The organism is Mesorhizobium sp. M0045 (assembly GCF_040323385.1).
In the GTDB taxonomy this organism is placed as follows: Bacteria; Pseudomonadota; Alphaproteobacteria; order Rhizobiales; family Rhizobiaceae; genus Mesorhizobium.
In genome coordinates, this window is record NZ_JAMYUY010000001.1 from 391,295 (window position 1) to 414,607 (window position 23,313).

The following is a 23,313-nucleotide window of genomic DNA, read 5'->3' on the forward strand; positions in this document are numbered from 1 at the left end:
ATAGGGGATCTCAATGCCGGAATTGTTCTCGCTCAAGGGCCGTGTCGCATTGGTCACGGGTGCCTCGCGTGGTCTTGGTTTTGCCATGGCCAAGGCACTTGCGGAAAACGGCGCGACGGTGGTCGTCAACGCCCGCGACGTGGCCGCCCTTTCCGCCGCGGCGGACAGGATCGGTGCAGAAGCCCTGCCGTTCGATGTCACCGACGCGGCGATCTCAAGGGCGTCGCTCGAAGGAATCGTCGAACGCCACGGCCGCCTCGACATTCTGGTCAACAACGCCGGCATCCAGCATCGTAAACCGCTAGTCGAATGGCAGGACGAGGATTTCGACCACGTGGTTGCCGTCAATCTGTCGGCTTGCTTCCGCATGATGCGCGACGCGGTGCGCCTGATGCTGCCAAACAAGTTCGGGCGCATAATAAACACCGGATCGGTCGCAGCGATCCTTGGCCGTCCCACCATTCACGCCTATGTGGCGGCAAAGGCGGGGCTGCACGGGCTGACACGCTCCACTGCCGCTGAGCTGGGCCGCCACGGCATCACCGTCAACGCGATCGCCCCAGGCTATTTCGCCACCGAGCTCAACACCGCACTTATGCACGACGAGGCCTTCACCAAATGGGTCGAGGCACGAACCCCCGCGGGCCGCTGGGCCCAGCCTGAGGAACTCGGCGGAGCGGTGGTGTTTCTCGCCTCCGACGCTGCCGCTTACGTCAACGGGCACGTGCTGGCCGTTGACGGCGGGCTATCGGTTTCCCTGTGATTTCAACCGGCGACACCGTGCCGACAGGGCGTGCCTGCTAGCCGCCTGAAATGACGACTTGCTGCATGCGCTGCTGGCCCGGTCCCCTGCGCGGACGCAGACGCCACACGATTGGATGGCGCGCCGTATTGCAGCCGCCGACTTTCGATTCGCAACGGGTTATTTCGACGTCTGGCGGCATCGATGCTTGATGCCGCCAATATTTCATTCCACACACCGGCCACGATGAGAAACGACATACGGGATCAGCGCCGGGTATTCGGGTGGGCCTTGCCCACTTCGATTGCCCTGCATCTGCTCATCGTCGCGTTTTTGTTGTTCGGACTGCCGGCAACGCTCTCGCAGCCAGGGAAGGAGCCGGCCATTGCGGTGGATATCGTGCCGCCGCCCAAACCGCCGGAAAAAACCAAACCTCCGTCCCCCGCTGAACCGCCCAAGCCGGAAAAGCCGCCGGAAGCAAAGGTCGAGACCCCGGCAAGCCGTGAGGTCGCCGCGCAGAGACCTGTCTTCCAATTCGGTGAGAAGGACGCCGGTCCGCGCAAGTCTCTGGACGGCAACAGTGCGGAGGATGGTTCGCAACAACCGCCAGCGCCGCAAGATCCCAATAACCAGGATCTTGCACAGCCACCTGCCGTGACTGCGGTCGACGGGAACGACCAGGCTCCGCCGCCTGGCGCATCACAGCCGCCGAAGCCCAAGCCAGCGGATGTCGCCAAAGTGCAAAAGCCGTTGAAGCTTGAAAAAGCGAAAACATTGTTCTCGCAAACGGCAACCGGTGATCCGGTAGCGACAACCGCCATGAAAAATGTGCCGCGCCCCGTGCGGATCGGTCAGCTCTGCAACACGGAACTCGCACAGCAATTGGTGCACGCGTCGCCCCCCTATTTCCCAGACAGCTTGCTTGAGTATCGGCTGAAGGCCGGCACGGTCATGAACGTCGCCAGTGCGCCGTTCCCCGCAAACGGGCAGTGGTACGATCTGAGCTTTCGTTGTGAGGTCGATCCGGACGCAACGAAAGTCGTGTCGTTCGCCTTCCGTGTTGGAAATCCGGTGCCGCGCAGTGAATGGAAGCGCCGCGGGTTGCCCGCCAATTAGGTGGTCAAGGCCACGGAGGCTGGCTGTCCGGCGCCATCAATCCGGCTGGCGATGTCTTCGCGCGGCCCGGGTGACCGAACCAACACGCGCCAAAAATGGCTTTCGTCAGTGGCGGCCGAAGTCTAGCATACGGCTTTGGGAGGAGGCTTCGATGACTTCAAGTTTCAATGTTCACCATGCTGCCGGCTATGAGCAGCTCATGGGCCGCTGGAGCCAAAGGCTCGCGCCGCTGTTCATCGACTTTGCGGGCCTTAAAGACGGCGAAAAGATCCTCGACGTCGGTTGCGGCACCGGCAGCCTGACCTTCGCGCTCGTCAAGGCCGCTGACCTCCGTGAGGTCGCCGCGATCGACTTTTCAGCCGTTTTTGTCGAGGAGGCAATCCGGCGCAACTCCGATCCGCGGATAAAAATCCGTCAGGCGGATGCCTGCGCCCTGCCCTTTGAGGACGGCGCCTTCGACCGTGCCCTGGCCCTGCTCGTGCTCCATTTCGTGCCCGAAGCCGGCAAGGCAGTCGCCGAGATGCGCCGCGTCGTGCGGCCGGGCGGCGTGGTCGCGGCGACGGTATGGGACCATCTCGGCGGCATGCCGGGGATGCGCATGATGATCGACACGGTGGCGGTGCTCAGCGAAGGCGGACGCCAGCTGCGCGCCCGCTATTGCACGCAGCCGATGATGCAGCCGGGTGAAATGAAACGGACCTTTGTCGAGCGGGGTCTCCGCGACGTTACGGAGACCGAGCTGATGATCCGCATGGACTATCAAAACTTCGACGATTACTGGGCGCCGATAGCCGCCGGCGAAGGGCCGCTCGGCAAGTATGTGGCCACGCTCGATCCAGAAGAGCGGGCGCGCGTCGACGCCGCCATGCGCGACGCCTACGAGGCCGGCCGGCCCGACGGCCCGAGATCCTTTGCGAACGTCGCGTGGGCCTGCCGCGGCATCGTTGCCTGACCGGCCGGCAGCCGGGACGCATTCTTCGCATAGGAAGCATCGCTCTCCTCGCGCCGGCTTGTCCCGTTGTTGACGGGACGGCCTGCGCTTCGGCGCTGCTAAATCCGCCAAGGGTGGTTGCATTAGCCCATCCCATAGACCAGCCCGACGCGGCCGTCCGAAAGCTGCTCCAGTTTGCGCAGTTCGAGCCCACGACGATTTTTCGCCGTCCCAAACAGCGCCTTTCCTTCACCGGCGAGCAGCGGATAGACGATCAGCCTGAGCTCATCGACCAGCCCGGCATCGATAAGGCTCGCGGTAATTTGGGCGCCGCCCATAAGGTAGATGTCTTTGCCGGGCTGCTGTTTCAGCGCAGCGATATCCTCGAAATTCCGCACGAAGCGCGTCTTTGGCCAGGCGGCCGAAGTCATTGTGTTCGACAGCACATAATGCGGGGTCTGCGCGGCGAAGCGGGCCCATTCGAGCTCGGCCGGCTTCGGCAATTTGCCGGTCATCGGCAGCGGCTTGTCGGGCTCGTTCTGGATGGCGCTCCAGTAGCGCTCGTAGCCTGCATACATGACGCTGCCAAGCAGGCAGGCGTCGATTTGCGGCGTCAGGCCATATTCGTCAGACCACGCGTCGACCCAATCGGCATACCCCTCGGGCCCCTCCATCTTGCCGTCGACGGAAATTTTCATTCCAGCGATCAACTTGCGCATGATTTCCTCCATCAGGCTTGCGGGATGCAAGCACGTTTCATCGCTTCATCGTTGCTTCGTGTTGCTGGCGGCGACCTCAGGGATGGACGCCGCGAATTACATCAGGCCGGCAGGCGGCGGTCGTATTCTTCCCGCAGGCGGCTCCAGCCGTCCCAGAACGAGGTCGGCGTCTTGCCAGCCAGGCGGGCGGCCAGCAGGTCGAGGTGTATGTGCCAGCCGGCCGTGATGTTGAGCTGGATTGCACGTTCCGGCAGGCGGCGATGGACGACGGTGAGCAGCACATCGCTACCCTTCGCCTCCAGCAAGAAGGAGACGCCGCCGGTATTTCCCCAGGTGATGGAAAGCTTGCGCGGCGGATCGAGTTCGGTGATCCGGCCCTCCATCCGATGCTCTTCGGGAAAGCTCGCGGGGCGCTGGCCAGGCGGGTCCGTCAGCTCGTCGTTACGCCAGACCAATTCGAACGAACTGCCCGCCTTCATTTCCATCTGCCCCGCTGCCATCCACTGCCGGCGCAGGTCACTCTCGGTGAGATAAGCCCAGACGCGCTCGATGGGTCCGGGCAAAAGGCGCTGGATGGTGAACGTGGCGGGCTCGCTTAGCGCGCCATAGGCGTCGATGCTTCTCATCTGGTTCATTGCTCGTCTCCTTCTTTCGGATTGGGCGATTTCCTGGGCTCATCCTGGGCTTTGCGTGCGTCCTCTTCGCGAAGAAGGCGTTCGAGGACGTCGAGACGACCTGTCCAGAAGCGCTCGTAGAAGCTGAGCCACTGATGGGCGCTGGCCAGCGGTCCGGGGGCTAGTCGGCACAGATGCGTGCGGCCCCTCACCTCTCGACGAATAAGCCCTGCGTTCTCCAGCGTCTTGATGTGCTTGGAGGCGGCCGCGAGCGACATCGCGAAGGGCTCCGCCAGCTGGCTTACCGTTTTCTCGCCAGCGGCGAGATCGCGAAGCATGTGCCGGCGCGTGGCGTCGCCAAGGGCGTGAAAGACCGCATCCATCTGAGGTGTTTGTAATTCAACCATATAGTTGAATATAGACGCACGCTTTGAGATAGTCAACCGTTTGGTTGAATGAATTATGTGAAGCGCCGCAGGGCGGTTTGCGCCATCGAGCGCATCGACGTGACGGGAGATACGGACGGCCCGCGACAGTAAGGGCGAGGCCCTTATTTGCCGTTGAAGAAACTGTGGATCGCGGCTTCCAGCTTTTCGATAAGCTGAGGGTTGTGGCAGCTGCCAGCCCAGATCAGGGCGTTTAGCCTTATTTCTTTGTTGATAAAGCTCACTTTCCCAGAATCCAGCAGGTATTCCGCGATCTCGTAGTGCCGCCCTTTGATAGCCTCGATGAGCGCGTTGTTTCTCCCCGTCTTGTCGGTCAGATTTACTTCCGCGCCATTCTCCACGAGCAACTTGACGACTTCGAGATGCCCGTTCTTCGCCGCCTCGATAAGAGCCGTTCTGCCGTAGTAGTCAGCTCGCGCGTTGATCTCTATTTGGGGGTGTCTCACGAGGCCTGAGATACACGAGTAATGTCCCTTGGCCGACGCAAGGCTCAAGGGCGTGCTCTTCCACTTGTTTCTGGCATTCACATCGATTTCCGGGTCTTCGATCAGCACCTCGACTACCGCTGTGCGGTCATTGAGGGCTGAAAGGTGAAGTGCAGACCAGCCGCCGTCGTCCGACTGATTGATGTCGGCGCCAGCCGCCAATTCCGATCGAACCGCATCCGCATCGCCTTGTTCTGCCGCGACCAGCAGGGGCGACCAGTCTCTTGCTCCTTCGGCTTCCAAGCTGTTGGTCAACGCAGTCGCCTCCTCGGATAGTCCACAGAATACCACAGAATCCGCGACAGCGGGATCGTCCTGAATGGAGTTCCCTGGACTCCGTGGGTCACAGAGAGCTGTCGGCCCGAAGCGGAAGATCAGCGCTTCACGTCCGTCTCCTCACATTCTCATGATATCGACTGGCTTTGGCGGCCATCCAGACTAGATAGAGCGTGCGCCGGGCGGAATGATGCAGAAGGACGTGAACATGGCTGAACAGATTACCCTGAATAGACCTGAACAGATCAGATTGAACGACGGCTCCGCCATTCCGCAAATCGGCCTCGGCGTGTGGCAGGTCGATCCAGCCATCACCGCCAAGGTGGTGCGCTGGGGAATCGAGGCCGGCTACAGACTGATCGACACCGCCGAAGGCTATCAGAACGAGGAAGGTGTCGGGCAGGCGATCCGCTCGGCCGGCGTGCCGAGAAGCGAGTTGTTCATCACCTCGAAACTGCGCAACGGCGCGCATCAGCGCGACGCCGCCTTGCGCGCCTTCGACGGGACGATGAGCAAGCTCGGCATCGAGCACATCGACCTGTTCCTGATCCATTGGCCGGTACCCAGCCAGGACAGATATGTCGAGGCCTGGAAGACGCTGATCGAACTCAGGCAATCGGGCCGCATCAAGTCGATCGGCGTTTCGAACTTCAACCAGGACCATCTCGAACGAATCATCGGCGAGACCGGCGTCACGCCGACCGTCAACCAGATCGAGCTCCACCCCCGCTTCCAGCAGCGTGACAAACGTGAATTCCACGACAGGCACAACATCCGCCTCGAGAGCTGGAGTCCGCTGGGCAGCGGCCGGCTGTTGAGCGATCCGACGCTTGAAAGCATCGCCAGGAAACACGGCAAGTCGGTGGCGCAGACGATCGTCAGGTGGCATCTTCAGGAAGGGCTGATCGTCATTCCAAAGTCGATCCACCAGGACCGCATCGCCGCCAATTTCGATGTCTTCGATTTCGAGCTGGAAGCGAAGGACCTCGAGCTCATTCGGGGCGTGGATTCGCCCGACGGCCGCACCGGCCCGAACCCCGCTACCGCTGCATTCCTGTTCTGAGGCCGACAGTGAAGCTGCCGATCTCCCCCTTGAGGGCCCCTTGAGGGGGAGATGGCCGGCAGGCCAGAGGGGGTGCTGTCCGCCAGCGATCAAAACTACCCTTCCCGCTAGCTCATATCCCGGAGCCATCCACCAGCGGCACATCTTCGCCCTCCCAGGGGCTCGGCATCGATCCCTTGCTGAGATTGGCCGACGGCAGCGGCATCCAGCACTTCAGTTCGGGTTCGGCATATTCGACGATGCGTCCTGGCGACGAATCGGAAGCGCGCCAGCCTTCGCTGCCGAACTGGTCGGCGCGGGCCCAGTAAGCCATGTCGACCTCGGCCGGACCCTGTTCGGACGGCCGAACCGTGACAAGGATTCTGCTGCCGTCCCTTGGCGCGCTCGACATGTGGCGCCACTGACCGGGCTCGTCCATTGCATTCCTCCTGCGATCTTCGCCTCGAACGGATAGTCGCTTCGCGCTCGGAAGCGGTCAACCCGAACTTTTTTGCCTGAGGCAAAACCCTGCCCCGTCGTCGCGGAACAAGTCATGGCACGCCGGGTTTGGGCAAGTTGTTGAAGGAAGCAAAATGAGACCAGCGCCCCGACCGATCCTTACCATTGTTGCATGGCAGGCCGCGTCTTTCGTTCGCAACCCGGTCCGGTCGCAATGAGGCAGGCCGGTTCTGACCATTCCCACCCACGGAAGGAGGGCGAAGGCGGCATAGGCCGAGCGCTCGGCCTCGGCCTGATAACCGGGGCGGCCGACGATGATTGTTCTGCGATAGGCACCTATGCCAGCGCCGGCGCCCGCTTCGGACCCGACCTGCTTTGGACGGCTCCGGTGACGTTGCCGATGATGTATGTGGTCGTCTACCTGTCGTCGAAGCTTGGCCAGGTATCCGGGCGCGGATTGTTCCACGTCATCAAGGACTTCTATCCGCGGTGGCTGCTCTGGTCGGTGCTGTTGGGTGTGCTCGTCGGCAACACCATCGAGGCAGCGGCGGATCTTGGTGGAATGGCGGCCGCGATCAACATGTTCGTGCCACTTCCCATCCCGCTGATCGTGCTGTTCGTCGCCGCCATTATCTTCGCCCTCCAGGTCTTTGGCTCCTATACTTTGATCCGCAACATCTTTCGGTGGCTGGCGTTGGCGCTGCTCGCCTATGTCGGTGCCGCCCTTCTGGCCAAGCCGGACGCCGCGGCCGTACTGCGCGGAACGCTGCTTCCGCGGATCGAATTCAACCGTGAGTTCCTGTCGATCCTGGTCGCCATCATCGGCACGACGCTGTCCGCCTATCTCTACACGTGGCAGTCCAATGAGGAGGTCGAGGAGGAGATTGCCCAGGGGCGAACGACGCTCAGGCAAAGGAAGGGCGCTACCGACAGCGAACTCCGTCGCTCTCGCCGGGACATCCTCATCGGCATGATGTTTTCAAATCTCATCATGTATTTCATCATCCTGTCGACGGGTGCTACGCTCTACAAGACGGGCCACCACGATATCGACACGGCTGCGCAAGCGGCGGAGGCGCTGCGCCCGCTAGCCGGCCAGGCCGCAAGCGTCCTGTTCGCCGCAGGCGTGATCGGCGTCGGTTTCCTAGCGGTTCCTGTCATGACTACCGGCGCTGCCTATGACGTGGCACAAGCCATCGGCTGGAAAAACAGCCTGCACGCCCGGGCTCGAGAGGCGCCCAAATTTTATCTCGCCATCGGATTTTTTACGGCGATCGCCGCCGGCCTCAACTTCCTCGGCTTCAATCCGATGAAGGCGCTGGTCTGGTCCGGCATAGTTCAGGGCTTCTCGACGCCGCCCTTGCTGCTGCTCATCATGCTGATGACGAACAGCCGCAGGATCATGGGCGACCAGGTGAACAGCCGCAGCACCAACATACTCGGTTGGGCAACGACCGCCGCCATCTTCTCGGCGACGATCGGCCTGGTGGCAACCTGGTTCATGTGATCAGGCAGGACAAAAGGACGCCGCCAGTTGAGTTAACCCGTCCCGCTTGCGGATTGTCCCAGCTTTGCCGGTCCTGGAAATTCCACTACGTCGCCCATCGGCCGTTTGTATTGCACTGCGACAATTGCATCGATCAAAAGATCCACAGCCGCACGAGCCGTGCGGCTCGTCTCGTCCTCGCCGCTCAAATAATGGCTGGCTCGTTCAAGATGGAGGTGTGCGGCGGCAAAGTCGCTTGTCATCGGCTTCTCCCTGTTGCCCGCCGGCCGGCAAGATGACCGCCTCGATTTACCCAAAAGCAAATATCCACAGCCGGATTTGAATCAAATTGGCTTGATTCACCGCAGCCCGAGGACAAGGTCCTGGCAGGCGTTTGCGCCGCTGGTCGATGCGCCTGCGCCGGCGCAGTACGCCGCATTGAATGAACCAACTACGGCCGGTGTTCCGCAAACTCCGTTCGCTCAATGCGCTACCTTTGAAATTTTCTCGCTCTTTTAATTCTACAAACTCTCTAGACTTAACATAGATCATTTGGACAGGGAGCCAGGAATGTCGAAAAAGCTCGTGGTGGGGCTGTCGGGCAATTTGACCCGGCCATCGAAGACCAAGGCGTTCATCAGCCACATTGTCGGGCAGGCCGCCGAAAGCATCAGTGCGGCCTCCGCCGTCTTCGACATCGAGGATCTCGGCGCGTCCCTGCCGCAGGCAAGGCGCCTCGGCGACCTCGACCCGGCGGCGCGCAACATCGTCGAACGGCTCCTGGGCGCCGACATCCTGGTGGCCGGCTCGCCGACCTTCAAAGGCAGCTATACCGGGCTTTTCAAGCACTTCTTCGACCTGCTCGACCCGTCATCGCTGAGGGGCAAGCCGGTCATCCTTGCCGCGACCGGCGGCGGCGAGCGCCATTCGCTGATCGTCGAGCACCAGCTGCGGCCATTGTTCGGCTTCTTCGAGGCGCTGACCGTGCCGACCGCGATCTACGCCTCCGACAAGGATTTTGCCAATGGCGTGCTGGTGTCGGAAGCCATCCACGCCCGCGCCCGGCAAGCGGTTGCCGAGGCATGCCGGGTGACCGGGGTGCCCTACGGCGTCGGCCTTGCCGCCTGAACGCACCGCTGACCCGAGATTCACCCCCCGATCCACCCAGGAGCACGCCGCGATGACCAGATCCACCAAATCCAGGCAAATCAAACTTGGCGCTTTCCTTCCCGGCGGCGGACAGCATATCGCCGCCTGGCGCCATCCCGACGCACCGGCCGACGGCGCCACCAATTTCGAGTTCCACAAGCAGCTTGCCCTGACCGCCGAGCGCGGCCTGTTCGACGCCTATTTCCTTGCCGACAATCTGACGGTCGGCCTCGGCGCCCGCGAAGGCGGCAACGCCAAGATCGCCGGCTTCGAGCCGGTCACGCTGTTTGCAGCGCTGGCGCCGCTCACCACGCATCTCGGCTTCATCGCCACCGCCTCGACCACCTACGAGGAGCCCTACACGCTCGCCCGCAAATTTGCCTCGCTCGATCATCTGTCGAATGGCCGCGCTGGCTGGAATGTCGTGACCTCGGCCGGCGACGAAACCGCGCGCAACTTCAATCGCGATACGCAGCCTGCCCACGCCGAGCGCTATGCCCGCGCGCATGAGCACGTCGAGACGGTCAAGGCGCTGTGGGACAGCTGGGAGGACGACGCCTTCATCCGCGACAAGAAATCGGGGCGCTTCTACGACAAGGACAGGCTCCACGACATCGACCACAAGGGCGCGCATTTCAGCGTCAAGGGTCCCCTCAACGTGCCCCGCCCGGTGCAGGGGCACCCGGTCGTGGTGCAGGCGGGGCAATCGGAGGACGGCCGCAAGCTCGCCGCTCACTCGGCGGAAGTCATCTTCACCGCCCATCAGAACCTGGCATCGGCGCAGGAATTCTATCGCGACATCAAGGCCCGCGTGGCAGCGGTTGGCCGCGATCCCGAGCAGGTGCTGATCATGCCGGGCGTGGCACCTTTCGTCGGGCGCACAGAAGAAGAAGCGCGCGCCAAATACCAGCAGCTGAACGATCTCATCCTGCCCGAAGACGGCGTCGCCCTGCTCAACGGGCTGGCCGGCCAGACGCTCGACATCAGGGGCTATCCGCTCGACGGCCCGCTGCCGCCAAGCAAGGAAACCGAAGGCATGAAGAGCCGCCAGGCGCTGATCCGCCAGATTGCCGACGAGCACAACTTCACCATCCGCCAGCTCTATCAATGGGTGGCGACAGCCCGCGGCCATTACACCGTCATCGGCAGCGCCACGCAGGTCGTCGATCAGCTGGAGGAATGGTTCGGCAACGAAGCCGCCGACGGCTTCAACATCCTGCCGCCCTGGCTGCCCGGCGGGCTCGACGACTTCGTCGAGCTGGTGATCCCCGAACTGCAGCGCCGCGGCCTGTTCCGCACCGCCTATGAAGGCAGGACCCTGCGCGAGAACCTCGGCCTCAGGCGGCCGGAAAACCCGTGGACCGCCGCGCGCTCGGCCGTGCTGGCCGCCGAATAATACCGAGAAGCCCAATACTTTCCAGCAAGAGGCAAGACGATGACTTTGCAGCACATCGAACAGGCCGCCAGCCTCGGCACGCGTGACAGCACGACAAGCCTCGGCACGGATTTCCTGCGCCTCGGCGGCCGGGCGGGAATTCGCTTCCTGTCGCGCTACGGCGTCCTCATCGCTTTCCTCGCACTGTGGCAAGTGTCGAGCAGCGCCGGCTGGGTCAACACGGCCGTGCTGCCGCCGATCGACATGATTGTCGCGGCACTTTGGAAGGGGCTGGCCGGCGGCACTCTACTCGGCGACATCGCCATCAGCCTGCAGCGCGCCGGTCTCGCCTTCGCGGCCGCCGTGCTGGTCGCCATTCCGCTTGGCCTGTTCATGGGACAGGTGCGCGCGGTCGAAACCGCGCTAGATCCCATCCTGCAGGTTTTCCGCCAGACCTCGGCGCTGGCGCTCTATCCGGTGTTCATCCTGCTGCTGGGGCTCGGCGAAGCCTCCAAGGTGTTCGTCATCTTCTGGGCGACGCTGTTTCCGCTGCTGCTCAACACCATCGGCGGCGTCAAGCAGGTCGATCCGAAACTGCTGGAGATGGCGCGCGTCTATGGCGCCAGGCAGCTCACCGTCTTCCGCCGTGTCGTGCTGCCCGGCGCCGTACCGTCGATCTTCGTTGGGCTGAGGCTCAGCGCCACCACGGCGCTGCTGTTGTTGATCGCGTCCGAAATGATCGGCGCCAACAAGGGCATCGGCTTCCAGGTGATGAACGCGCAGTACAACTTCCAGATACCGCTGATGTTTGCGGCAATCGTCATCCTCGCCGGCCTCGGCCTGATCGCCAACCAGGCACTGGTGAGCCTGCAGCGGCGGCTCTGCCGCTGGAGCAATGCCGTCGACTGACCACCGCCTTTATCAATCTCAACCAGGCCAGAACTCAAATCAGGAAAGAGACCCGGACCATGAAAGTCTCCCGCCGTTCCCTGCTTGCTGGCGCGCCCTTCGCCGCCGGCCTTCTCGCCGCCGGCCTGCCGCGCTTCGCTTTTGCCGAAGCCGCACCCGTCAAGTTCCGCTCCCTCGCCAGCCGCGGCAGCATCTCTCCGCATGAGCTGGCCGGCGAGCTCGGCTATTTCAAAGGCCTCGGTATCGAGATCGAGAATGTCGGCTATTCCGGCGGCGGCCCGGAATCGTTGTTTGCGCTCGCCTCCGGCAGCGTCGATATTGGCTCGGCCGCAACCGCCGCCGTGATCAATTCGATCTCCGGCGGCAACGACTTCGTCGCCGTCTATCCGAGCAACGGCATCAACAGCAAGGTGCGCAGCGTCTTCTACGTGCTGGACGACAGCCCGATCAAATCGATCGCCGACATTGCCGGCAAGACCATCGCAGTCAACACGCTCGGCGCCCATCTCGACTACACCGTGCGCGAGGCGCTGCACAGCGTCGGCCTGTCTCCGGACGCCGCCAATCTCGTTGTCGTACCCGGACCGCAGCTCGAGCAGACCTTGCGCTCCCGCCAGGTCGACATCGCGGCGCTCGGCTACTGGCAGGCGACGTTTGCCGGGGCGCTGGTCGACAATGGCGGCGTGCGCGGCGTGTTCAACGACACCGACGTGCTGGGCGAGCTGGCCGGCGGCTTCGTCGTGCTCAGGCGCGACTTCATCGCCGCGCATCCGGACGCTGCCCGCAATTTCGTCGAGCAGTCGGCGCGCGCCTCCGACTGGTCCCTGCAGAACCCCGACGAAGCGCGCAAGGTGCTGGCAAACATCCTCGACAAGCGCGGCGAAAACGGCGAGCTGGCGCGCTACTGGACCGGCTTCGGGCTGCGCCAGGGGGCCAAGGCGACGGACCGCGACATCGACTTCTGGGTCAGCGTGCTCGAACGCGACGGCCGCCTGCCAAAGGGTAAGCTGAAGGCAGCGGACATCCTCTACCGGCCCGGCGAAACCAAGACCAACTGACAAGGCCAACCGGCAGCTGGGAGATGAGCGCGATGAGCAGCACAAGCGCCGGTGAGGTCAGCATACGCGACCTGTCCAAATCGTTCAGCATCGGCGGGCGTTCGCTTGCCGTGCTGAGGACCCTCAATCTCGACATCCGCTCGGGTGAATGCCTGGTCATCGTCGGCGCCAGCGGATCGGGCAAGACAACGCTGCTGCGCATCCTGGCCGGACTGGAGGCGGCCGACAGCGGCGGCGTCGCCATCGACGGCAAGCCGGTGCACGGCGTCGGCGCCGAGCGCGCGGTGATTTTCCAGGAACCGCGCCTGCTGCCCTGGCTGACGGTGCTCGGCAACGTCGCCTTCGGCCTCGAAGTGCGCGGCGTGCCGAAGGCTGAGGCCGAGGAACGGGCGCGCTTCTATATAGCGCTCGTCGGCCTCGCCGAATTCGGCGATGCGTTTCCAAGGCAGCTGTCGGGCGGCATGGCGCAGCGCGTCGGTATCGCCCGCGCCCTGACCGTGCAGCCCGAAATCCTGCTGCTTGACGAGCCGCTAGGCGCGCTCGACGCGATGACCAAGATCGGCATGCAGGAGGAACTGGCGCGCATCTGGAGCGAGGAGAACGTCACCATGGTGATGGTGACGCACGACCTCGAGGAAGCGATCTACCTCGCCGACAGGGTGCTGATCCTGCCCAAGGAGAAAGGCGGCGCGGCGCGGCTGATCGACATCGACCTGCCCCGCCCGCGCGAGCGCAGCGAAAGCCGCTTCGTACGCTACCGCGAAGAACTGCTGCGCGAATTCGGGCTGCACTGAAAGCCGCCTAAGAGGGCTTGGATTCCGCGTCCCGCGAAGCGGGGAGAGGTGTCTAGGCGAAGCCGAGACGGAGATGGGCTTTCCTTCGGGTGCCCTGCACTACGCTCTTTCCTGGAACCGGATTCCCCGCCTCGGCATTTCCTTAACCGGGAGGCACAGGAGCGCGGCATGAAAGCTTTGTTCGCAATCTTTGGCGGCTTCGTGCTGACGCTCGCCGTATTCGCCAGCGGTCTCGCCTTCGCCACCTGGCTATTGATAGCCAAGCCGGTGCGGCCGGCCGCCCCGGTCTCCAGCGTCGCCGAACTGTGGGCCAAGGATCCGCGCCCGGTAAACTCGGCCTCGCAGCGCCTCGAGCGCCTCCCGGCCCGCCCGGTTCCCGTTCGCACCTCGGAAGTTGATCGCACCGCGAGACCCGCCGATACCGCCGCAGCTTCGACAGCCGACGCCACCGTCACCGGCTCCATCAAGCCACCAGCGGAAGAGCAGCAGCAAGCGCTGCCCGCCGCTCATGTCGAATGGTGCGCCAGCCGCTACCGCTCCTACCGGCCGGACGACAACCGCTACACCTCCTACAGCGGCCAACAGCGCCCCTGCATCTCGCCCTATCTCGACATCACCGATGACGGCAGCTACGTCGAGGCGAGCGATACGTCGTCGGTGGAGGGCTACGCCCCATCGGATGAACCCGGCGCCGCCGAGTTCTCATCCGACCACGTGCAATACTGCTTCAGCCGCTACCGCTCATATCGGCCGGAGGACAACAGCTATCAGCCATATTCCGGCGGGCCGCGTCGGCAGTGCGAGTAGGCAGGCCGGCTGGCGGCCGCAGTGCATGGCGCCTTGTGCGACCAACGATCACGCAGATTTCTTGGATCATTCGGGTTGGCGCGGCGTTCATCCGATACCCAAAGGAGGAATCAACAATGGGCGACGACCGGGAAGACAAGATTCGTCAGCGCGCATACCAGATCTGGGAACGTGAAGGCAGGATCCATGGCGATCCCGAGCGGCACTGGCACCGGGCCGAGGCCGAGATCGACAGGGAGGCAGCCCTGCCACTGACGGCAGGCGATGCCCTGCCGGAAACCCGCGAGGTCGCGAACTCCGACGTCTTGACGGTTGAGGCCCTGGCGGTGCGCACCGGCATATCGGGCGAACAGGCGCAGGAGCTGATCGACAGGCTGGGCAACGACCGGGCGGCTATCGAACAAGCCGCGCGCAACCTCGAGGGGAAGCGCCGGCCCTAGCTAAGGAGAGACAGATGATCAGAAAACTCAAAGACGGAAAATACCGCCTCTATTCGCGCAAGAAGGACGAAAAGACCGGCAAGCGCCGCAATCTCGGCACCTTCGATACCCGCGAGGCCGCCGAGAAGCACGAACGCGAGGTGCAGTATTTCAAGAGGCATTGAGGGGCGTTGGTGGCCGGTGCCCGCCAGCCAGTCGCGCGGCATGCCTGGCGGAACCTGAATCCAGCCCGCAACAAGCCGTCGCGAAACCACTACCGCTCCTACAGGCTAAGGGACGACACTACACGTCCCACAGCGGAGAGCAGCGCCCCTGCATCTCGCCCTAACTCGACATCACCGATGACGGCAGCTACGTCGAGGCGAGCGATACGTCGTCGGTGGAGGGTTACCCGCCATCAGATGAACCCGGCGCCGCGGAGTTCTGATCCGACCACGTGCAATACTGCTTCAGCCGCTACCGCTCCTATCGGCCGGAAGACAACAGCTATCAGCCCTATTCAGGGGGGCCGCGCCGGCAGTGCGAGTAGCACGCGCTGGGCAGCATCCAGTGCGCGCCTGTCGAGGGATTTGAGGTCCTGTCTATGTGCCGGACCTTCCGCAAAGCGGAGGAAAGTGCCGCTCAGTTCGTTTTGTAGTACGCGGGAGGCCAGACCTGCGCCTCACTGTCATGATGGGGAGGTGAGGGCGTACACGGAGACCGTTCGAGTAGAGAGCCCTGTCTTACCACCGCGTTCGTAAGAGGATACTAGGAGAGACGCAAATTGACAGAATCGTCGATTCTGCCATGCCGCAGTGGCAGAAAAGGATTCTGGCTTATTAAGCTCGTCATATAAGCTACCGGCGCAAATCAGGGGGCATTCTTGCAGAAACGCGCGCGTATAAGGCGGATTGAGTTCTCCAATTTCAAGGCCCTATCCCGGTTCACGCTGACGATAAACGAGATCAATATTCTTGTTGGGCCTAACAACTCGGGCAAGTCCACCTTGATCGGAGCTCTTCGGACACTCGATGCAGCAATACGTTTCGCCTGGTCTCGACCGCCCAGTCGCGTGTATGTCGGCGACAATTCCTATATCGGCTACCGCCTCCCCGAAGAGAGCGTTCCGATTTCTCTGGAGAACGTACAGACTGACTACAACGGGGCTGAAGCGCGCGTAACCTTTTCACTGAGCAATGGGAACTCGCTTGCATTGGTCTTTCCTGAAGATGGCGGCTGTGTCTTTCTCCCTTTTGTCGATGGTGGCGTGGTCAAAAGCGCATCAGAGTTCAAGCGAGAGTTCCCAATTTCTTTGATAATTGTGCCCGTCCTTGGGCCGGTTGAACATAGAGAAAAGAAACGGGAGCGCAGCACTGTCGTCTCCGGCTTGTCTACCCACCGGGCATCGAGACATTTTCGAAGCTACTGGCATTTTTTTCCAGACGGATTTGATGCGTTCTCGGAGCTTGTCGCAAGAACGTGGCCAGGAATGCAAATCAGTGCCCCGGAGTATGACTATGCTTCCGGAGAACTGAGCATGTTCTGCTTGGAGGACCGGATAACCAGAGAGATATATTGGGTCGGTTTTGGCTTCCAGATATGGTGCCAACTCCTAACACACCTATCTCGCGCGACCGAAAATTCTCTCATCGTGGTGGATGAGCCCGAAGTGTACCTACATCCCGATGTCCAACGCCAACTGCTAGGCATTATGCGGGACGCCGGGGCAGACGTAATGATCGCCACTCACTCGAGTGAAATAATTGCCGAGGCCGATCCGAGTGAGATCGTAATGATCGACAAGCACCGCCAATCTGGAGAGCGCATACGAAACATATCCGGTATTCAGCGTGCGCTTGATGCTGTTGGCTCCTCTCACAACATAACTCTCACCGCGCTTGCGAAGAGCCGTAGAATCCTCTTTGTTGAGGGCCTCAATGATTTCCGGCTACTTCGGCGTCTCGCACGTAAGATCGGGATGCAGGAGTTGAGTTCAGGCACTGGAATTATCCCTTTGGCGTCGGGAGGCTTTGGCTCTTGGCAAAAGATCACAATCCTTGCATCGGGCATCGCCGAAGCACTTGGTGCTCCGCTTATGATAGGGGCGATCTACGATCGTGATTACTTCTGCGAGGAACAAATCGCTGATGTGGTAGAAACTCTCGATGCCGGCCTTCTACTGGCGAGAGTGCTTGAACGAAAGGAGATAGAAAATTATCTTCTTGTCCCATCGGCTCTTGATCGAGCTGTGTACCGGACTCTCGGCGTGCGTCGAGATACGTCGGAATTACGCAGTTCGGAAGAGGTGACCTCAGAAGCCATTTTAGACGCGATAACTCGGCCGATGAGGGACGACGTGTTTTCTCAGTTGATGGCGCGGCGTCTTGAGTTCTTTCGCAAAAGAGGCGACGACGCGTCGAGCATCTATAAGCCCGTAATCTCTTCGTTCGAGGCTCGCTGGGCTAGTATTGGTTCAAGGATGACTCTGGTTTCGGGCAAGGAGGTCCTGCGTCAATATCGACAGCGGGTGAAAGATCAATATGGTATTACCCTGACAGACTCTCGTATCATTGATGCGATGAATAAGGATGATATCCCAGCCGACATGGTTACGTTATTAAATGAGCTTGATTTGTTCAGAATCAGCACAAAGTCTGTAGCAGCGGCCTGAGAATGCAGATGGATCGGTGCTCGGCTGAGATGCGCATTTCGGCAACTCTTAGCCTCTCGCCCGACGCCGGCTCTCCACTGCATCCAACCGCTCCTGCAAATGCCCATTCAGCACAATCATCTCCTTCAGCGCCTTCACCGCATCCCCCTTATGTGATGCAATGAACCTGTCGGCGATGGCCTGCAGCGCAGCCTCCTGGCGGCTGTCCAGCGTCACGATGTAATCCATGGCGATGCCTCCGATAGTTTCTGTTCAAATTGAACAAAACGGGAACAAAAATGTCAAGAGCGAATTGACTCTGCGAGGAATGCCTTCCTATTTGTCAGTAGGCGGGGCGGTTGCTCACAAATCGAGGAGAGCCGCGATGGGCAGACGAAAAAGCCGGTTCGACAGGCTGTCGGCGAGGGATGCGGAGGCGATCATCAGGGACGCTCTGAGCCTGCGCAGGACGGTGCTGTCGTCGCAGCTGCATCTGAAGGCGCATGGCGAGCTGTTCTGGCAGCTTTGCGGGCTTGTCGAAAAATTGCACGGGGTGCTGGCCAGCGTCGCGGAGAAGGAGCCCGATTATCGGATGGCGGAGCTTGGCCTGCTTCCCCTCCCCGAGGATTACTCGACCCGGAAATGAGCCATGGCCGGGCCGATGGACAGCGTTGGGCGTGCCGCCAAGGCCAACATGCTGCTTATCGTGGAGTGCGGCCACTGCTACCACGTCGGGCGCTTCAGGGCGAATGACGTGGCCCAGGTGGTGGGCTGGAACAAACCGCTGGAAGCGATCAGGTTCAGGTGCAAGCGATGCAGCCGCAAGGACACGACGGTGAAGACGCAGTTCATCGACCAGGATCATCCGCCCAAGGGCTACATCTGGGTGCTGCAGAAATTCAAGCGCTAAAACAATGAGCCTTGCGCCGGCGCCTGCTGCGGAAACTTGATCTGCGTCGCCGGCTTGTCGACGATCGCCAGCGCGTCATCGGGCGCCGTGCGCTGCAGGTGTCTTGCCTCCGACCATGGCGCGCTGAGCCAAGCCTCGGTTTCTTCCGGCGTGGTCAGGATCACCGGCATTGCCTTGTCGTGGATCGGCGCGATCAGCGCGTTGGGCCTGGTCGTCATGAAGCCATAGACCTGGTGCTCGGCGGGGCCGTCCTTGACCTTGCGAATGCCCTGCCAGCGCGTCCACAGGCCGGCAAAGAAGAACAGCGGGCGGTCCTCGCCGAGCGCAAACCAGAAGTTGCGCTGAATGCCGGTCTCGGGGTCCTTGTCGCCGGGCGTCGGGCTGGGCTCGGCGAAGCTGGTGACGGGCACCACGCAGCGGTTCTCGATGCCGAGATATTGCTGCCAGTGGCCGTATTGCGGATTGCGGATATTGGTGGTGCCGTAGTCGGCCTTGCCCTTGACCCGCTCCAGTGGCGTCGGCATGCCCCACAGCAGATTGGCTAATTCGCGTTCGCCGTCCGGCGCATTGCGCACCACCGGGCTTGGCTGGTTGGGATAGATGTCGATGGAGGGTTCGAGATTGCCGAGGATATCGCGCAAGGCGCGGGTCCACTGGCGAATGGCCTCCTGGCTGGTCGTGATATTGTAAAGATTGCACATTTCAGGCCGTTCCCGGATGCTCAGGCATCTTGTTGGAAACGGCCCGGAATTTCCAGCGCTGTCCGTCGGGTTGCTGACACGGCAGGCCGTGTCAGCAATGGTTTTGTGAGACCTACCGCGCCGATTGTCTCATAGCTTGTGCGGCGACTGCCGCGAGAAAAGCCCTTGCCGCGGCATCGCAGGCCGCTCGGGACGGACCCTTGGCGAAAAGGAGAAGCTCGGCGGCTCGCATGTTGAGCCCGTGCTTTCTCGCGAATGTGACCAGATCGTAGGGTTTGTTGTCGTAAGGCTCGTCGTCGTCGTAGTCGATCGTCAGATCGTAGTTTTCTTTCATTTTCTTCCTCCCTTTAGCGATCTCCCCCCTCCTGTCGCTAACGCAAAATTAACGTCGATGGCGTCGGGCGAGTCTACCAATCAGAGATTGTGTAAAAAATGTACGGGCTCGGATGCTCGCCCCTCGCAACCGGGCCGCGAGCAATCGCCGCGGACCGGAACGGTCGAAAAAGCCGATTATGATGGCAACGTCGGAAAAGGCTGCCACGGCCTGGTGCTGCGGGGGTGTCCGCCACGCCTACCGTGCCTAATGGCCGTCATTTTCATCTTCCTGGCCCGGTCCGCAAAGCCGGCCTCGTTGGGTTCGGCTAAAGAATAAATCCGGCTAATAACACCGTAAGGAGTAGTGACAGCGGAACGGCTGCAAGACACCAGATCTCCAACGTGTTGTTTTGCCGCGGGTCCATCGTCAGCCTCACTTTTTGGTTTTGTCATTGTGGCACCAACGGTTGGCCGGAGGTAGCGGTTCCAAGCGACGCTGTTCATAGAGCGCTGCCTGTGCTGCATATTAGCAACAGCTTGACGACCGCTGAGCCCTGTACCGCCTGGACAACTTCAGTTGGCGCCGGATTGGATGCGCATTCCGCAGGAATGCAAGCGCCCTCCGCATCAGCCGTGCGGGGATCGGTCGACGCCCATGATCAGCGCCGAGCCGCATGCCCGGAACCCGATGGCTGCACCTATCTCCGGACGAAGTTTCGCTACCACCGAGCCGATCCGATCTTCACTCACAGCCAGCGATGCCCGTTCGCAGGGACCTAAGTCTGACCTGCCTGCGCAATGGTCCCGTGCACAGGCAGCTTCGGGAACAACTGCGCCCGTCTTCAGTTGATGGCGTCACCTCCTCGAGGAGACATCGGCGCAGAATCAGTCCCTTCATGCGCTGATTGGGGTCCGCCTGCCTTTGCTGGATTTGCCAGGGGGACCCTTGGTTCTGTACGCTCCAGATCGAAAGCAGGTAAGCTCGGGACTCATCACCCCGGAAATCCTCCCGAGAAGCATGGCGGAGGTCTTCCTCACCCCTGAGATGCTTGACCTGGCTTGACATTCGAGACGACCTCACAGCGCGCGCAGCGGGTCGCCCTCAGCCCTCCAGCGCCTCGTGCTGGTAAAGCTCGTCCATACTGAGCGTCGCTAGCGCGGCGAAGGGTGCCTGCTTCTTCACGCGGCCGTGGCTCAGGATCACCACGTCGTCGCAGAACGAGATGGTGCTGCGATGATGGCTGATGACGATGGTGGTGCGGCGGCCGGCGCGCGACTTCAGCGTCTCGACGATCGCCGCCTCCGACAGTCCGTCCACCGCATTGGTGGCTTCGTCGAGGATCAGGATATCGGGATCGCGCACCAGGGCCCTGGCCAATGCGATCCGCTGCCGCTGTCCCGCCGAGAGATTGACGCCGCGGTAGCCGACTACGGTCCTGTAGCCTTGCGGCAGTTGCTCGATGAAGCCATGCGCTTCGGCCAGTTTTGCCGCGCGCTCGGCATCGTCGGCCGAGGCCGCGTCCTGGCCGTAGACAATGTTTTCGAAAATCGTGCCGTCGACCAGTTCCAGCTCCTGGCTGGCAAGTGCAATGTGCTTTCGCCACTGGCTGGGGTCGATGCGGTCCAGCGGCGATCCATCGACGAGGATCCTGCCGCTATCCGGTTCGACGAAGCGGCACAAAAGGTTGACGACCGTCGTCTTGCCGGCGCCCGACCGGCCGATCAGCGCGGTCGAGCGGCCGCTGCGGATATCGAAACTCGCCGCATGCAGCACCACCGCGCGCTGCTCCGAGCCGGAATAGGTAAAGGTGACGTCCTCGAACTTGATGCCTTGGCTGAGCCCGGGGAACGCCGCGTCACCTTGCGGCGGCGCGGGCTTGTCGGATGGGTCCAGCATCCACGTCACCTCTTCCAGCGATCCGCTCAGGCCCTGCAGCTGGCTCCAGGCCATTTGCAGCGACCGCATGTAGGGCTGCAGCCTGTAGAGCAGGATGACGAAGGCAACGATCAGCGGGAAGGAAACATTGGCGAACCAGGCGCCGATCACCACCGCCAGGAACAGCATGGCATGCAGGATTTCGGTCAGCGGCGGCAACGCTCCCTGACGGGTCAAAAGCACGAAGGCGGCGCGGCGCACCGCATCCGACGCCTGGTCGAATGCCGCCTTCTCGCGTTGCTCCTGGCCGAAGATGCGGATCAGCCGCCCGGCATGCACCAGATGCAGCATCTGTGAGGCGAGCTGGCTGTTACGGGAGGCGACGCTGCGGCTCGGCGCCTTCAGATTGGCGGACAGCATGGCGTGCGCGACCTGCACCAGCGCCAGGCCCAGCGTGACCAGCAACGTCATCTGCCACGACAGGAGCAGCAGGAAGGTCAGCAGGATGATCGCGGCCGATGCGTTGACGATTGCCCCCAGCGTGATCTGGATGGCATCCGAGGCCCGCCAGGATTCGTTGGAGATGATGTTGAGCAGCCGCCCAGGACTTTGCTGCAGGAAGAACGGGTAGCCTACCCTAAGCAGTTGCTCCGACAGCGCGCTGCGGATCGAATGGCTGGCCTTGCCGTAGATGAAGGTGGTCAGCAGCGTGTTGGCGTAGGCGAACAGATTTTTCAGCACGATCGAGCCGAGGATGGCGACCGATATGACGATCAGCCGGTCGCGCTCGCTCAGGCTCGCTCCGACATGCTGGAAGACGGCGGAAAAGCCGGCCATGCCGGTCTGCCCCTGTTGCCCCATGATTATGTTCAGCAACGGGATGATCAGGCCGATACCGAAGCCTTCAAGTGCCGCGCTGAGCAGCCCGAGCACCACCACGGCCGGAAGCAGGCGCAACTGCTTTTGCCCGAGCGCGCGACGCAGCATCGGCAGGCTGGGCGGCATCAGTCGCATGATAGCGGATCACCTCGCCTCGGCATTTGCCTGTTGCTCCTGTCGCATCTCCGTTGTCTTTGGCGATTTCGCCAGCAAAAGCACCGCGAACTTGGCCGCGCCGAGCAGATTCATGCCGATGATCGGCCAGTGCGACAGCTTGAGTTCACGATCGAACAGCGGGCCTTTCCTCAGTTCGCGCAAGGCTGCCCTCATCGACCAGTAGAAATGCCGAAGCAGCCACGGCGCGTGGCGGATATGCTTCAGGCAAAGCCCGCCATTGCCCATGCTGTAATCGCGATGCAGCTTTTCGATGGCCTTGCGGTCGCGCCGGCCGTGATGGTGATAGATGGTCATGTCGGGCACGTATTCGACCGGAATGCCGAGCAGCACCGCCCGGACGAGATAGTCCGTATCTTCCGCCGAGCGCAGCGGGCCGCCGGCGCCGAAGCGTTCGTCGAAACGCCCGATTCGGGCGGCAACATCGCGGTGCATCGTCATGTTGCAGCCAAGCACGAAGCCGCCGGGATGGACATCCGGCGTAAGCCGCGCGCGCACCGGCGACCGCTTGATGGTGAACGGCAGGTCGCGGGGATCGCCAAGCTCGACGCGACCGCCGCGGATGACCCGTTCGCCGGCCGCATAGTGCCGCTGCAGATCGCGCAGATAATCCTTGTGAACCGCGCAATCATCATCGACGAAGACCAGCACGCGGCCCCGCGCCCGCTCCAGCCCGGCGTTGCGCGCGGCCGCCAATCCGGGTCGCGGCTCGCAAATGGCAGTGAACGGGATGTCCGACAGTTCGGCGATGCTGGCCAGCCGTTTGGCCGTGCTGTCGGTCGAGCCGTTGTCGACAACCACCAGCTCGGCGGCAAAGTCGGCATGGGCACGACACGCGGCCTGGATCGAGCTGATGCAGGGCTCGAGTACGGCGACACGGTCGCGGGTGCAGACAATGAAGCTGACCGCCGGCACCGGTCCTTGCTGCGGCCGCGGCGACATGGCCGCCGGCATCATCGAGCGGCCGCGTTGCTGGAGCTG

26 protein-coding genes and 1 pseudogene are annotated in these 23,313 nt (G+C 62.1%); 17 read left to right on the forward strand and 10 right to left on the reverse strand.

The features are described from left to right. Positions 1-13 precede the first annotated feature (13 nt). The 3 genes from NKJ72_RS01990 to NKJ72_RS02000 all read left to right on the forward strand — a co-directional run bounded on the left by NKJ72_RS01990 (position 14) and on the right by NKJ72_RS02000 (position 2,810). Positions 14-763 carry a glucose 1-dehydrogenase gene (locus NKJ72_RS01990; RefSeq protein ID WP_352475605.1) on the forward strand — a complete coding sequence of 250 codons (750 nt, stop codon included), beginning with the start codon at positions 14-16 and terminating at the stop codon, positions 761-763. Between the two features lie 183 nt (positions 764-946). Continuing rightward, entirely contained in the window at positions 947-1,858 is a 912-nt protein-coding gene (locus tag NKJ72_RS01995; protein ID WP_352475606.1) for a DUF930 domain-containing protein, read from the forward strand. A 151-nt stretch (positions 1,859-2,009) separates the two neighbouring features. Continuing rightward, complete coding sequence (locus tag NKJ72_RS02000) at positions 2,010-2,810, forward strand: class I SAM-dependent methyltransferase (RefSeq protein WP_352475607.1); 801 nt, start codon at positions 2,010-2,012, stop codon at positions 2,808-2,810. Between the two features lie 122 nt (positions 2,811-2,932). On the opposite strand, the gene NKJ72_RS02005 is transcribed toward NKJ72_RS02000, so the two are convergent. The 4 genes from NKJ72_RS02005 to NKJ72_RS02020 form a co-directional block, all read right to left on the reverse strand. After that, on the reverse strand, positions 2,933-3,508 hold the full coding sequence (locus NKJ72_RS02005; protein WP_352475608.1) for a dihydrofolate reductase family protein: 576 nt from the start codon (positions 3,506-3,508) through the stop codon (positions 2,933-2,935). A 101-nt stretch (positions 3,509-3,609) separates the two neighbouring features. Next, positions 3,610-4,143 (reverse strand): SRPBCC family protein, encoded by a 534-nt coding sequence (locus tag NKJ72_RS02010; RefSeq protein WP_352475609.1) that lies wholly within the window; start codon positions 4,141-4,143, stop codon positions 3,610-3,612. Then, a complete protein-coding gene (locus NKJ72_RS02015; RefSeq protein WP_352475610.1) occupies positions 4,140-4,529 on the reverse strand; it encodes an ArsR/SmtB family transcription factor in 390 nt (129 codons plus the stop codon). Before NKJ72_RS02015 ends, NKJ72_RS02010 begins: the two co-directional genes overlap by 4 nt. 143 nt (positions 4,530-4,672) lie before the next feature. Then, complete coding sequence (locus NKJ72_RS02020; RefSeq protein WP_352475611.1) at positions 4,673-5,308, reverse strand: ankyrin repeat domain-containing protein; 636 nt, start codon at positions 5,306-5,308, stop codon at positions 4,673-4,675. A gap of 229 nt (positions 5,309-5,537) precedes the next feature. Between NKJ72_RS02020 and NKJ72_RS02025 the strand changes: the two genes are divergently transcribed. Beyond that, entirely contained in the window at positions 5,538-6,392 is an 855-nt protein-coding gene (locus NKJ72_RS02025) for an aldo/keto reductase (protein ID WP_352475612.1), read from the forward strand. A gap of 112 nt (positions 6,393-6,504) precedes the next feature. Here NKJ72_RS02025 and NKJ72_RS02030 read toward each other — a convergent pair whose 3' ends face one another. Beyond that, positions 6,505-6,810 carry a hypothetical protein gene (locus tag NKJ72_RS02030; protein ID WP_023677305.1) on the reverse strand — a complete coding sequence of 102 codons (306 nt, stop codon included), beginning with the start codon at positions 6,808-6,810 and terminating at the stop codon, positions 6,505-6,507. Positions 6,811-7,044: 234 nt separating this feature from the next. Here NKJ72_RS02030 and NKJ72_RS02035 point away from each other — a divergent pair, with 234 nt between their 5' ends. The 11 genes and pseudogenes from NKJ72_RS02035 (at position 7,045) to NKJ72_RS02085 (ending at position 17,498) form a co-directional block, all read left to right on the forward strand. Then, entirely contained in the window at positions 7,045-8,337 is a 1,293-nt protein-coding gene (locus NKJ72_RS02035) for an Nramp family divalent metal transporter (protein WP_352475613.1), read from the forward strand. 549 nt (positions 8,338-8,886) lie between these two features. Then, positions 8,887-9,444, forward strand: coding sequence for an FMN reductase (gene msuE / locus NKJ72_RS02040; protein ID WP_352475614.1), 558 nt, complete (start codon positions 8,887-8,889; stop codon positions 9,442-9,444). Positions 9,445-9,496: 52 nt separating this feature from the next. After that, positions 9,497-10,861: an LLM class flavin-dependent oxidoreductase gene (locus NKJ72_RS02045; RefSeq protein WP_352475615.1), complete on the forward strand. Its 1,365-nt coding sequence runs from the start codon at positions 9,497-9,499 to the stop codon at positions 10,859-10,861. A gap of 39 nt (positions 10,862-10,900) precedes the next feature. After that, complete coding sequence (locus NKJ72_RS02050) at positions 10,901-11,749, forward strand: ABC transporter permease (RefSeq protein ID WP_352475616.1); 849 nt, start codon at positions 10,901-10,903, stop codon at positions 11,747-11,749. A 59-nt stretch (positions 11,750-11,808) separates the two neighbouring features. Beyond that, entirely contained in the window at positions 11,809-12,807 is a 999-nt protein-coding gene (locus NKJ72_RS02055) for an ABC transporter substrate-binding protein (RefSeq protein ID WP_352475617.1), read from the forward strand. 23 nt (positions 12,808-12,830) lie between these two features. After that, a complete protein-coding gene (locus NKJ72_RS02060) occupies positions 12,831-13,601 on the forward strand; it encodes an ABC transporter ATP-binding protein (RefSeq protein ID WP_352475618.1) in 771 nt (256 codons plus the stop codon). A gap of 168 nt (positions 13,602-13,769) precedes the next feature. Next, complete coding sequence (locus NKJ72_RS02065) at positions 13,770-14,408, forward strand: BA14K family protein (RefSeq protein ID WP_352475619.1); 639 nt, start codon at positions 13,770-13,772, stop codon at positions 14,406-14,408. Positions 14,409-14,524: 116 nt separating this feature from the next. Further along, positions 14,525-14,848, forward strand: coding sequence for a DUF2934 domain-containing protein (locus NKJ72_RS02070; protein ID WP_352475620.1), 324 nt, complete (start codon positions 14,525-14,527; stop codon positions 14,846-14,848). Between the two features lie 14 nt (positions 14,849-14,862). After that, complete coding sequence (locus tag NKJ72_RS02075; protein ID WP_023677295.1) at positions 14,863-15,012, forward strand: hypothetical protein; 150 nt, start codon at positions 14,863-14,865, stop codon at positions 15,010-15,012. Between the two features lie 266 nt (positions 15,013-15,278). Then, positions 15,279-15,377 (forward strand): annotated as a pseudogene (locus NKJ72_RS02080) (BA14K family protein); the annotation flags it as partial. Positions 15,378-15,710: 333 nt separating this feature from the next. Next, on the forward strand, positions 15,711-17,498 hold the full coding sequence (locus tag NKJ72_RS02085; protein ID WP_352475621.1) for an ATP-dependent nuclease: 1,788 nt from the start codon (positions 15,711-15,713) through the stop codon (positions 17,496-17,498). A gap of 48 nt (positions 17,499-17,546) precedes the next feature. On the opposite strand, the gene NKJ72_RS02090 is transcribed toward NKJ72_RS02085, so the two are convergent. Continuing rightward, positions 17,547-17,726 carry a hypothetical protein gene (locus NKJ72_RS02090; RefSeq protein WP_352475622.1) on the reverse strand — a complete coding sequence of 60 codons (180 nt, stop codon included), beginning with the start codon at positions 17,724-17,726 and terminating at the stop codon, positions 17,547-17,549. 136 nt (positions 17,727-17,862) lie between these two features. On the opposite strand from NKJ72_RS02090, the gene NKJ72_RS02095 reads away from it, so the two are divergent. Both NKJ72_RS02095 and NKJ72_RS02100 read left to right on the forward strand, forming a co-directional pair. Next, positions 17,863-18,123: a hypothetical protein gene (locus tag NKJ72_RS02095; protein ID WP_352475623.1), complete on the forward strand. Its 261-nt coding sequence runs from the start codon at positions 17,863-17,865 to the stop codon at positions 18,121-18,123. Between the two features lie 3 nt (positions 18,124-18,126). After that, entirely contained in the window at positions 18,127-18,387 is a 261-nt protein-coding gene (locus NKJ72_RS02100) for a hypothetical protein (protein WP_023677293.1), read from the forward strand. Here the strand turns inward: NKJ72_RS02100 and NKJ72_RS02105 are convergent. From NKJ72_RS02105 to NKJ72_RS02120, 4 genes are all read right to left on the reverse strand, one after another. Further along, positions 18,384-19,088 carry an SOS response-associated peptidase gene (locus NKJ72_RS02105; protein WP_352475624.1) on the reverse strand — a complete coding sequence of 235 codons (705 nt, stop codon included), beginning with the start codon at positions 19,086-19,088 and terminating at the stop codon, positions 18,384-18,386. The two genes, NKJ72_RS02100 and NKJ72_RS02105, sit on opposite strands and share 4 nt — an antisense overlap. 112 nt (positions 19,089-19,200) lie before the next feature. Further along, the gene (locus tag NKJ72_RS02110; RefSeq protein ID WP_254819423.1) at positions 19,201-19,422 is read right to left on the reverse strand and encodes a hypothetical protein; all 222 of its coding nucleotides are present in this window, start codon (positions 19,420-19,422) and stop codon (positions 19,201-19,203) included. Between the two features lie 1,083 nt (positions 19,423-20,505). After that, a complete protein-coding gene (locus tag NKJ72_RS02115) occupies positions 20,506-22,293 on the reverse strand; it encodes an ABC transporter ATP-binding protein (protein WP_502895558.1) in 1,788 nt (595 codons plus the stop codon). 9 nt (positions 22,294-22,302) lie between these two features. Next, positions 22,303-23,289, reverse strand: a complete 987-nt coding sequence (locus NKJ72_RS02120) for a glycosyltransferase family 2 protein (RefSeq protein ID WP_352475738.1) — start codon at positions 23,287-23,289, stop codon at positions 22,303-22,305. Positions 23,290-23,313 lie beyond the last annotated feature (24 nt).

Coding starts and splice junctions, on each gene's coding strand:
- NKJ72_RS02045 (WP_352475615.1), top strand. CDS start 9,497: ATGACCAGATCCACCAAATCCAGGCAAATCAAACTTGGCGCTTTCCTT.
- NKJ72_RS02100 (WP_023677293.1), top strand. CDS start 18,127: ATGGCCGGGCCGATGGACAGCGTTGGGCGTGCCGCCAAGGCCAACATG.
- NKJ72_RS02015 (WP_352475610.1), bottom strand. CDS start 4,529: ATGGTTGAATTACAAACACCTCAGATGGATGCGGTCTTTCACGCCCTT.
- NKJ72_RS02115 (WP_502895558.1), bottom strand. CDS start 22,293: ATGCGACTGATGCCGCCCAGCCTGCCGATGCTGCGTCGCGCGCTCGGG.
- NKJ72_RS02010 (WP_352475609.1), bottom strand. CDS start 4,143: ATGAACCAGATGAGAAGCATCGACGCCTATGGCGCGCTAAGCGAGCCC.
- NKJ72_RS01995 (WP_352475606.1), top strand. CDS start 947: ATGCTTGATGCCGCCAATATTTCATTCCACACACCGGCCACGATGAGA.
- NKJ72_RS02075 (WP_023677295.1), top strand. CDS start 14,863: ATGATCAGAAAACTCAAAGACGGAAAATACCGCCTCTATTCGCGCAAG.
- NKJ72_RS02120 (WP_352475738.1), bottom strand. CDS start 23,289: ATGATGCCGGCGGCCATGTCGCCGCGGCCGCAGCAAGGACCGGTGCCG.
- NKJ72_RS02060 (WP_352475618.1), top strand. CDS start 12,831: ATGAGCGCGATGAGCAGCACAAGCGCCGGTGAGGTCAGCATACGCGAC.
- NKJ72_RS02030 (WP_023677305.1), bottom strand. CDS start 6,810: ATGGACGAGCCCGGTCAGTGGCGCCACATGTCGAGCGCGCCAAGGGAC.
- NKJ72_RS02090 (WP_352475622.1), bottom strand. CDS start 17,726: ATGGATTACATCGTGACGCTGGACAGCCGCCAGGAGGCTGCGCTGCAG.
- NKJ72_RS02055 (WP_352475617.1), top strand. CDS start 11,809: ATGAAAGTCTCCCGCCGTTCCCTGCTTGCTGGCGCGCCCTTCGCCGCC.
- msuE (WP_352475614.1), top strand. CDS start 8,887: ATGTCGAAAAAGCTCGTGGTGGGGCTGTCGGGCAATTTGACCCGGCCA.
- NKJ72_RS01990 (WP_352475605.1), top strand. CDS start 14: ATGCCGGAATTGTTCTCGCTCAAGGGCCGTGTCGCATTGGTCACGGGT.
- NKJ72_RS02050 (WP_352475616.1), top strand. CDS start 10,901: ATGACTTTGCAGCACATCGAACAGGCCGCCAGCCTCGGCACGCGTGAC.
- NKJ72_RS02110 (WP_254819423.1), bottom strand. CDS start 19,422: ATGAAAGAAAACTACGATCTGACGATCGACTACGACGACGACGAGCCT.
- NKJ72_RS02005 (WP_352475608.1), bottom strand. CDS start 3,508: ATGCGCAAGTTGATCGCTGGAATGAAAATTTCCGTCGACGGCAAGATG.
- NKJ72_RS02025 (WP_352475612.1), top strand. CDS start 5,538: ATGGCTGAACAGATTACCCTGAATAGACCTGAACAGATCAGATTGAAC.
- NKJ72_RS02095 (WP_352475623.1), top strand. CDS start 17,863: ATGGGCAGACGAAAAAGCCGGTTCGACAGGCTGTCGGCGAGGGATGCG.
- NKJ72_RS02070 (WP_352475620.1), top strand. CDS start 14,525: ATGGGCGACGACCGGGAAGACAAGATTCGTCAGCGCGCATACCAGATC.
- NKJ72_RS02105 (WP_352475624.1), bottom strand. CDS start 19,088: ATGTGCAATCTTTACAATATCACGACCAGCCAGGAGGCCATTCGCCAG.
- NKJ72_RS02065 (WP_352475619.1), top strand. CDS start 13,770: ATGAAAGCTTTGTTCGCAATCTTTGGCGGCTTCGTGCTGACGCTCGCC.
- NKJ72_RS02035 (WP_352475613.1), top strand. CDS start 7,045: ATGAGGCAGGCCGGTTCTGACCATTCCCACCCACGGAAGGAGGGCGAA.
- NKJ72_RS02000 (WP_352475607.1), top strand. CDS start 2,010: ATGACTTCAAGTTTCAATGTTCACCATGCTGCCGGCTATGAGCAGCTC.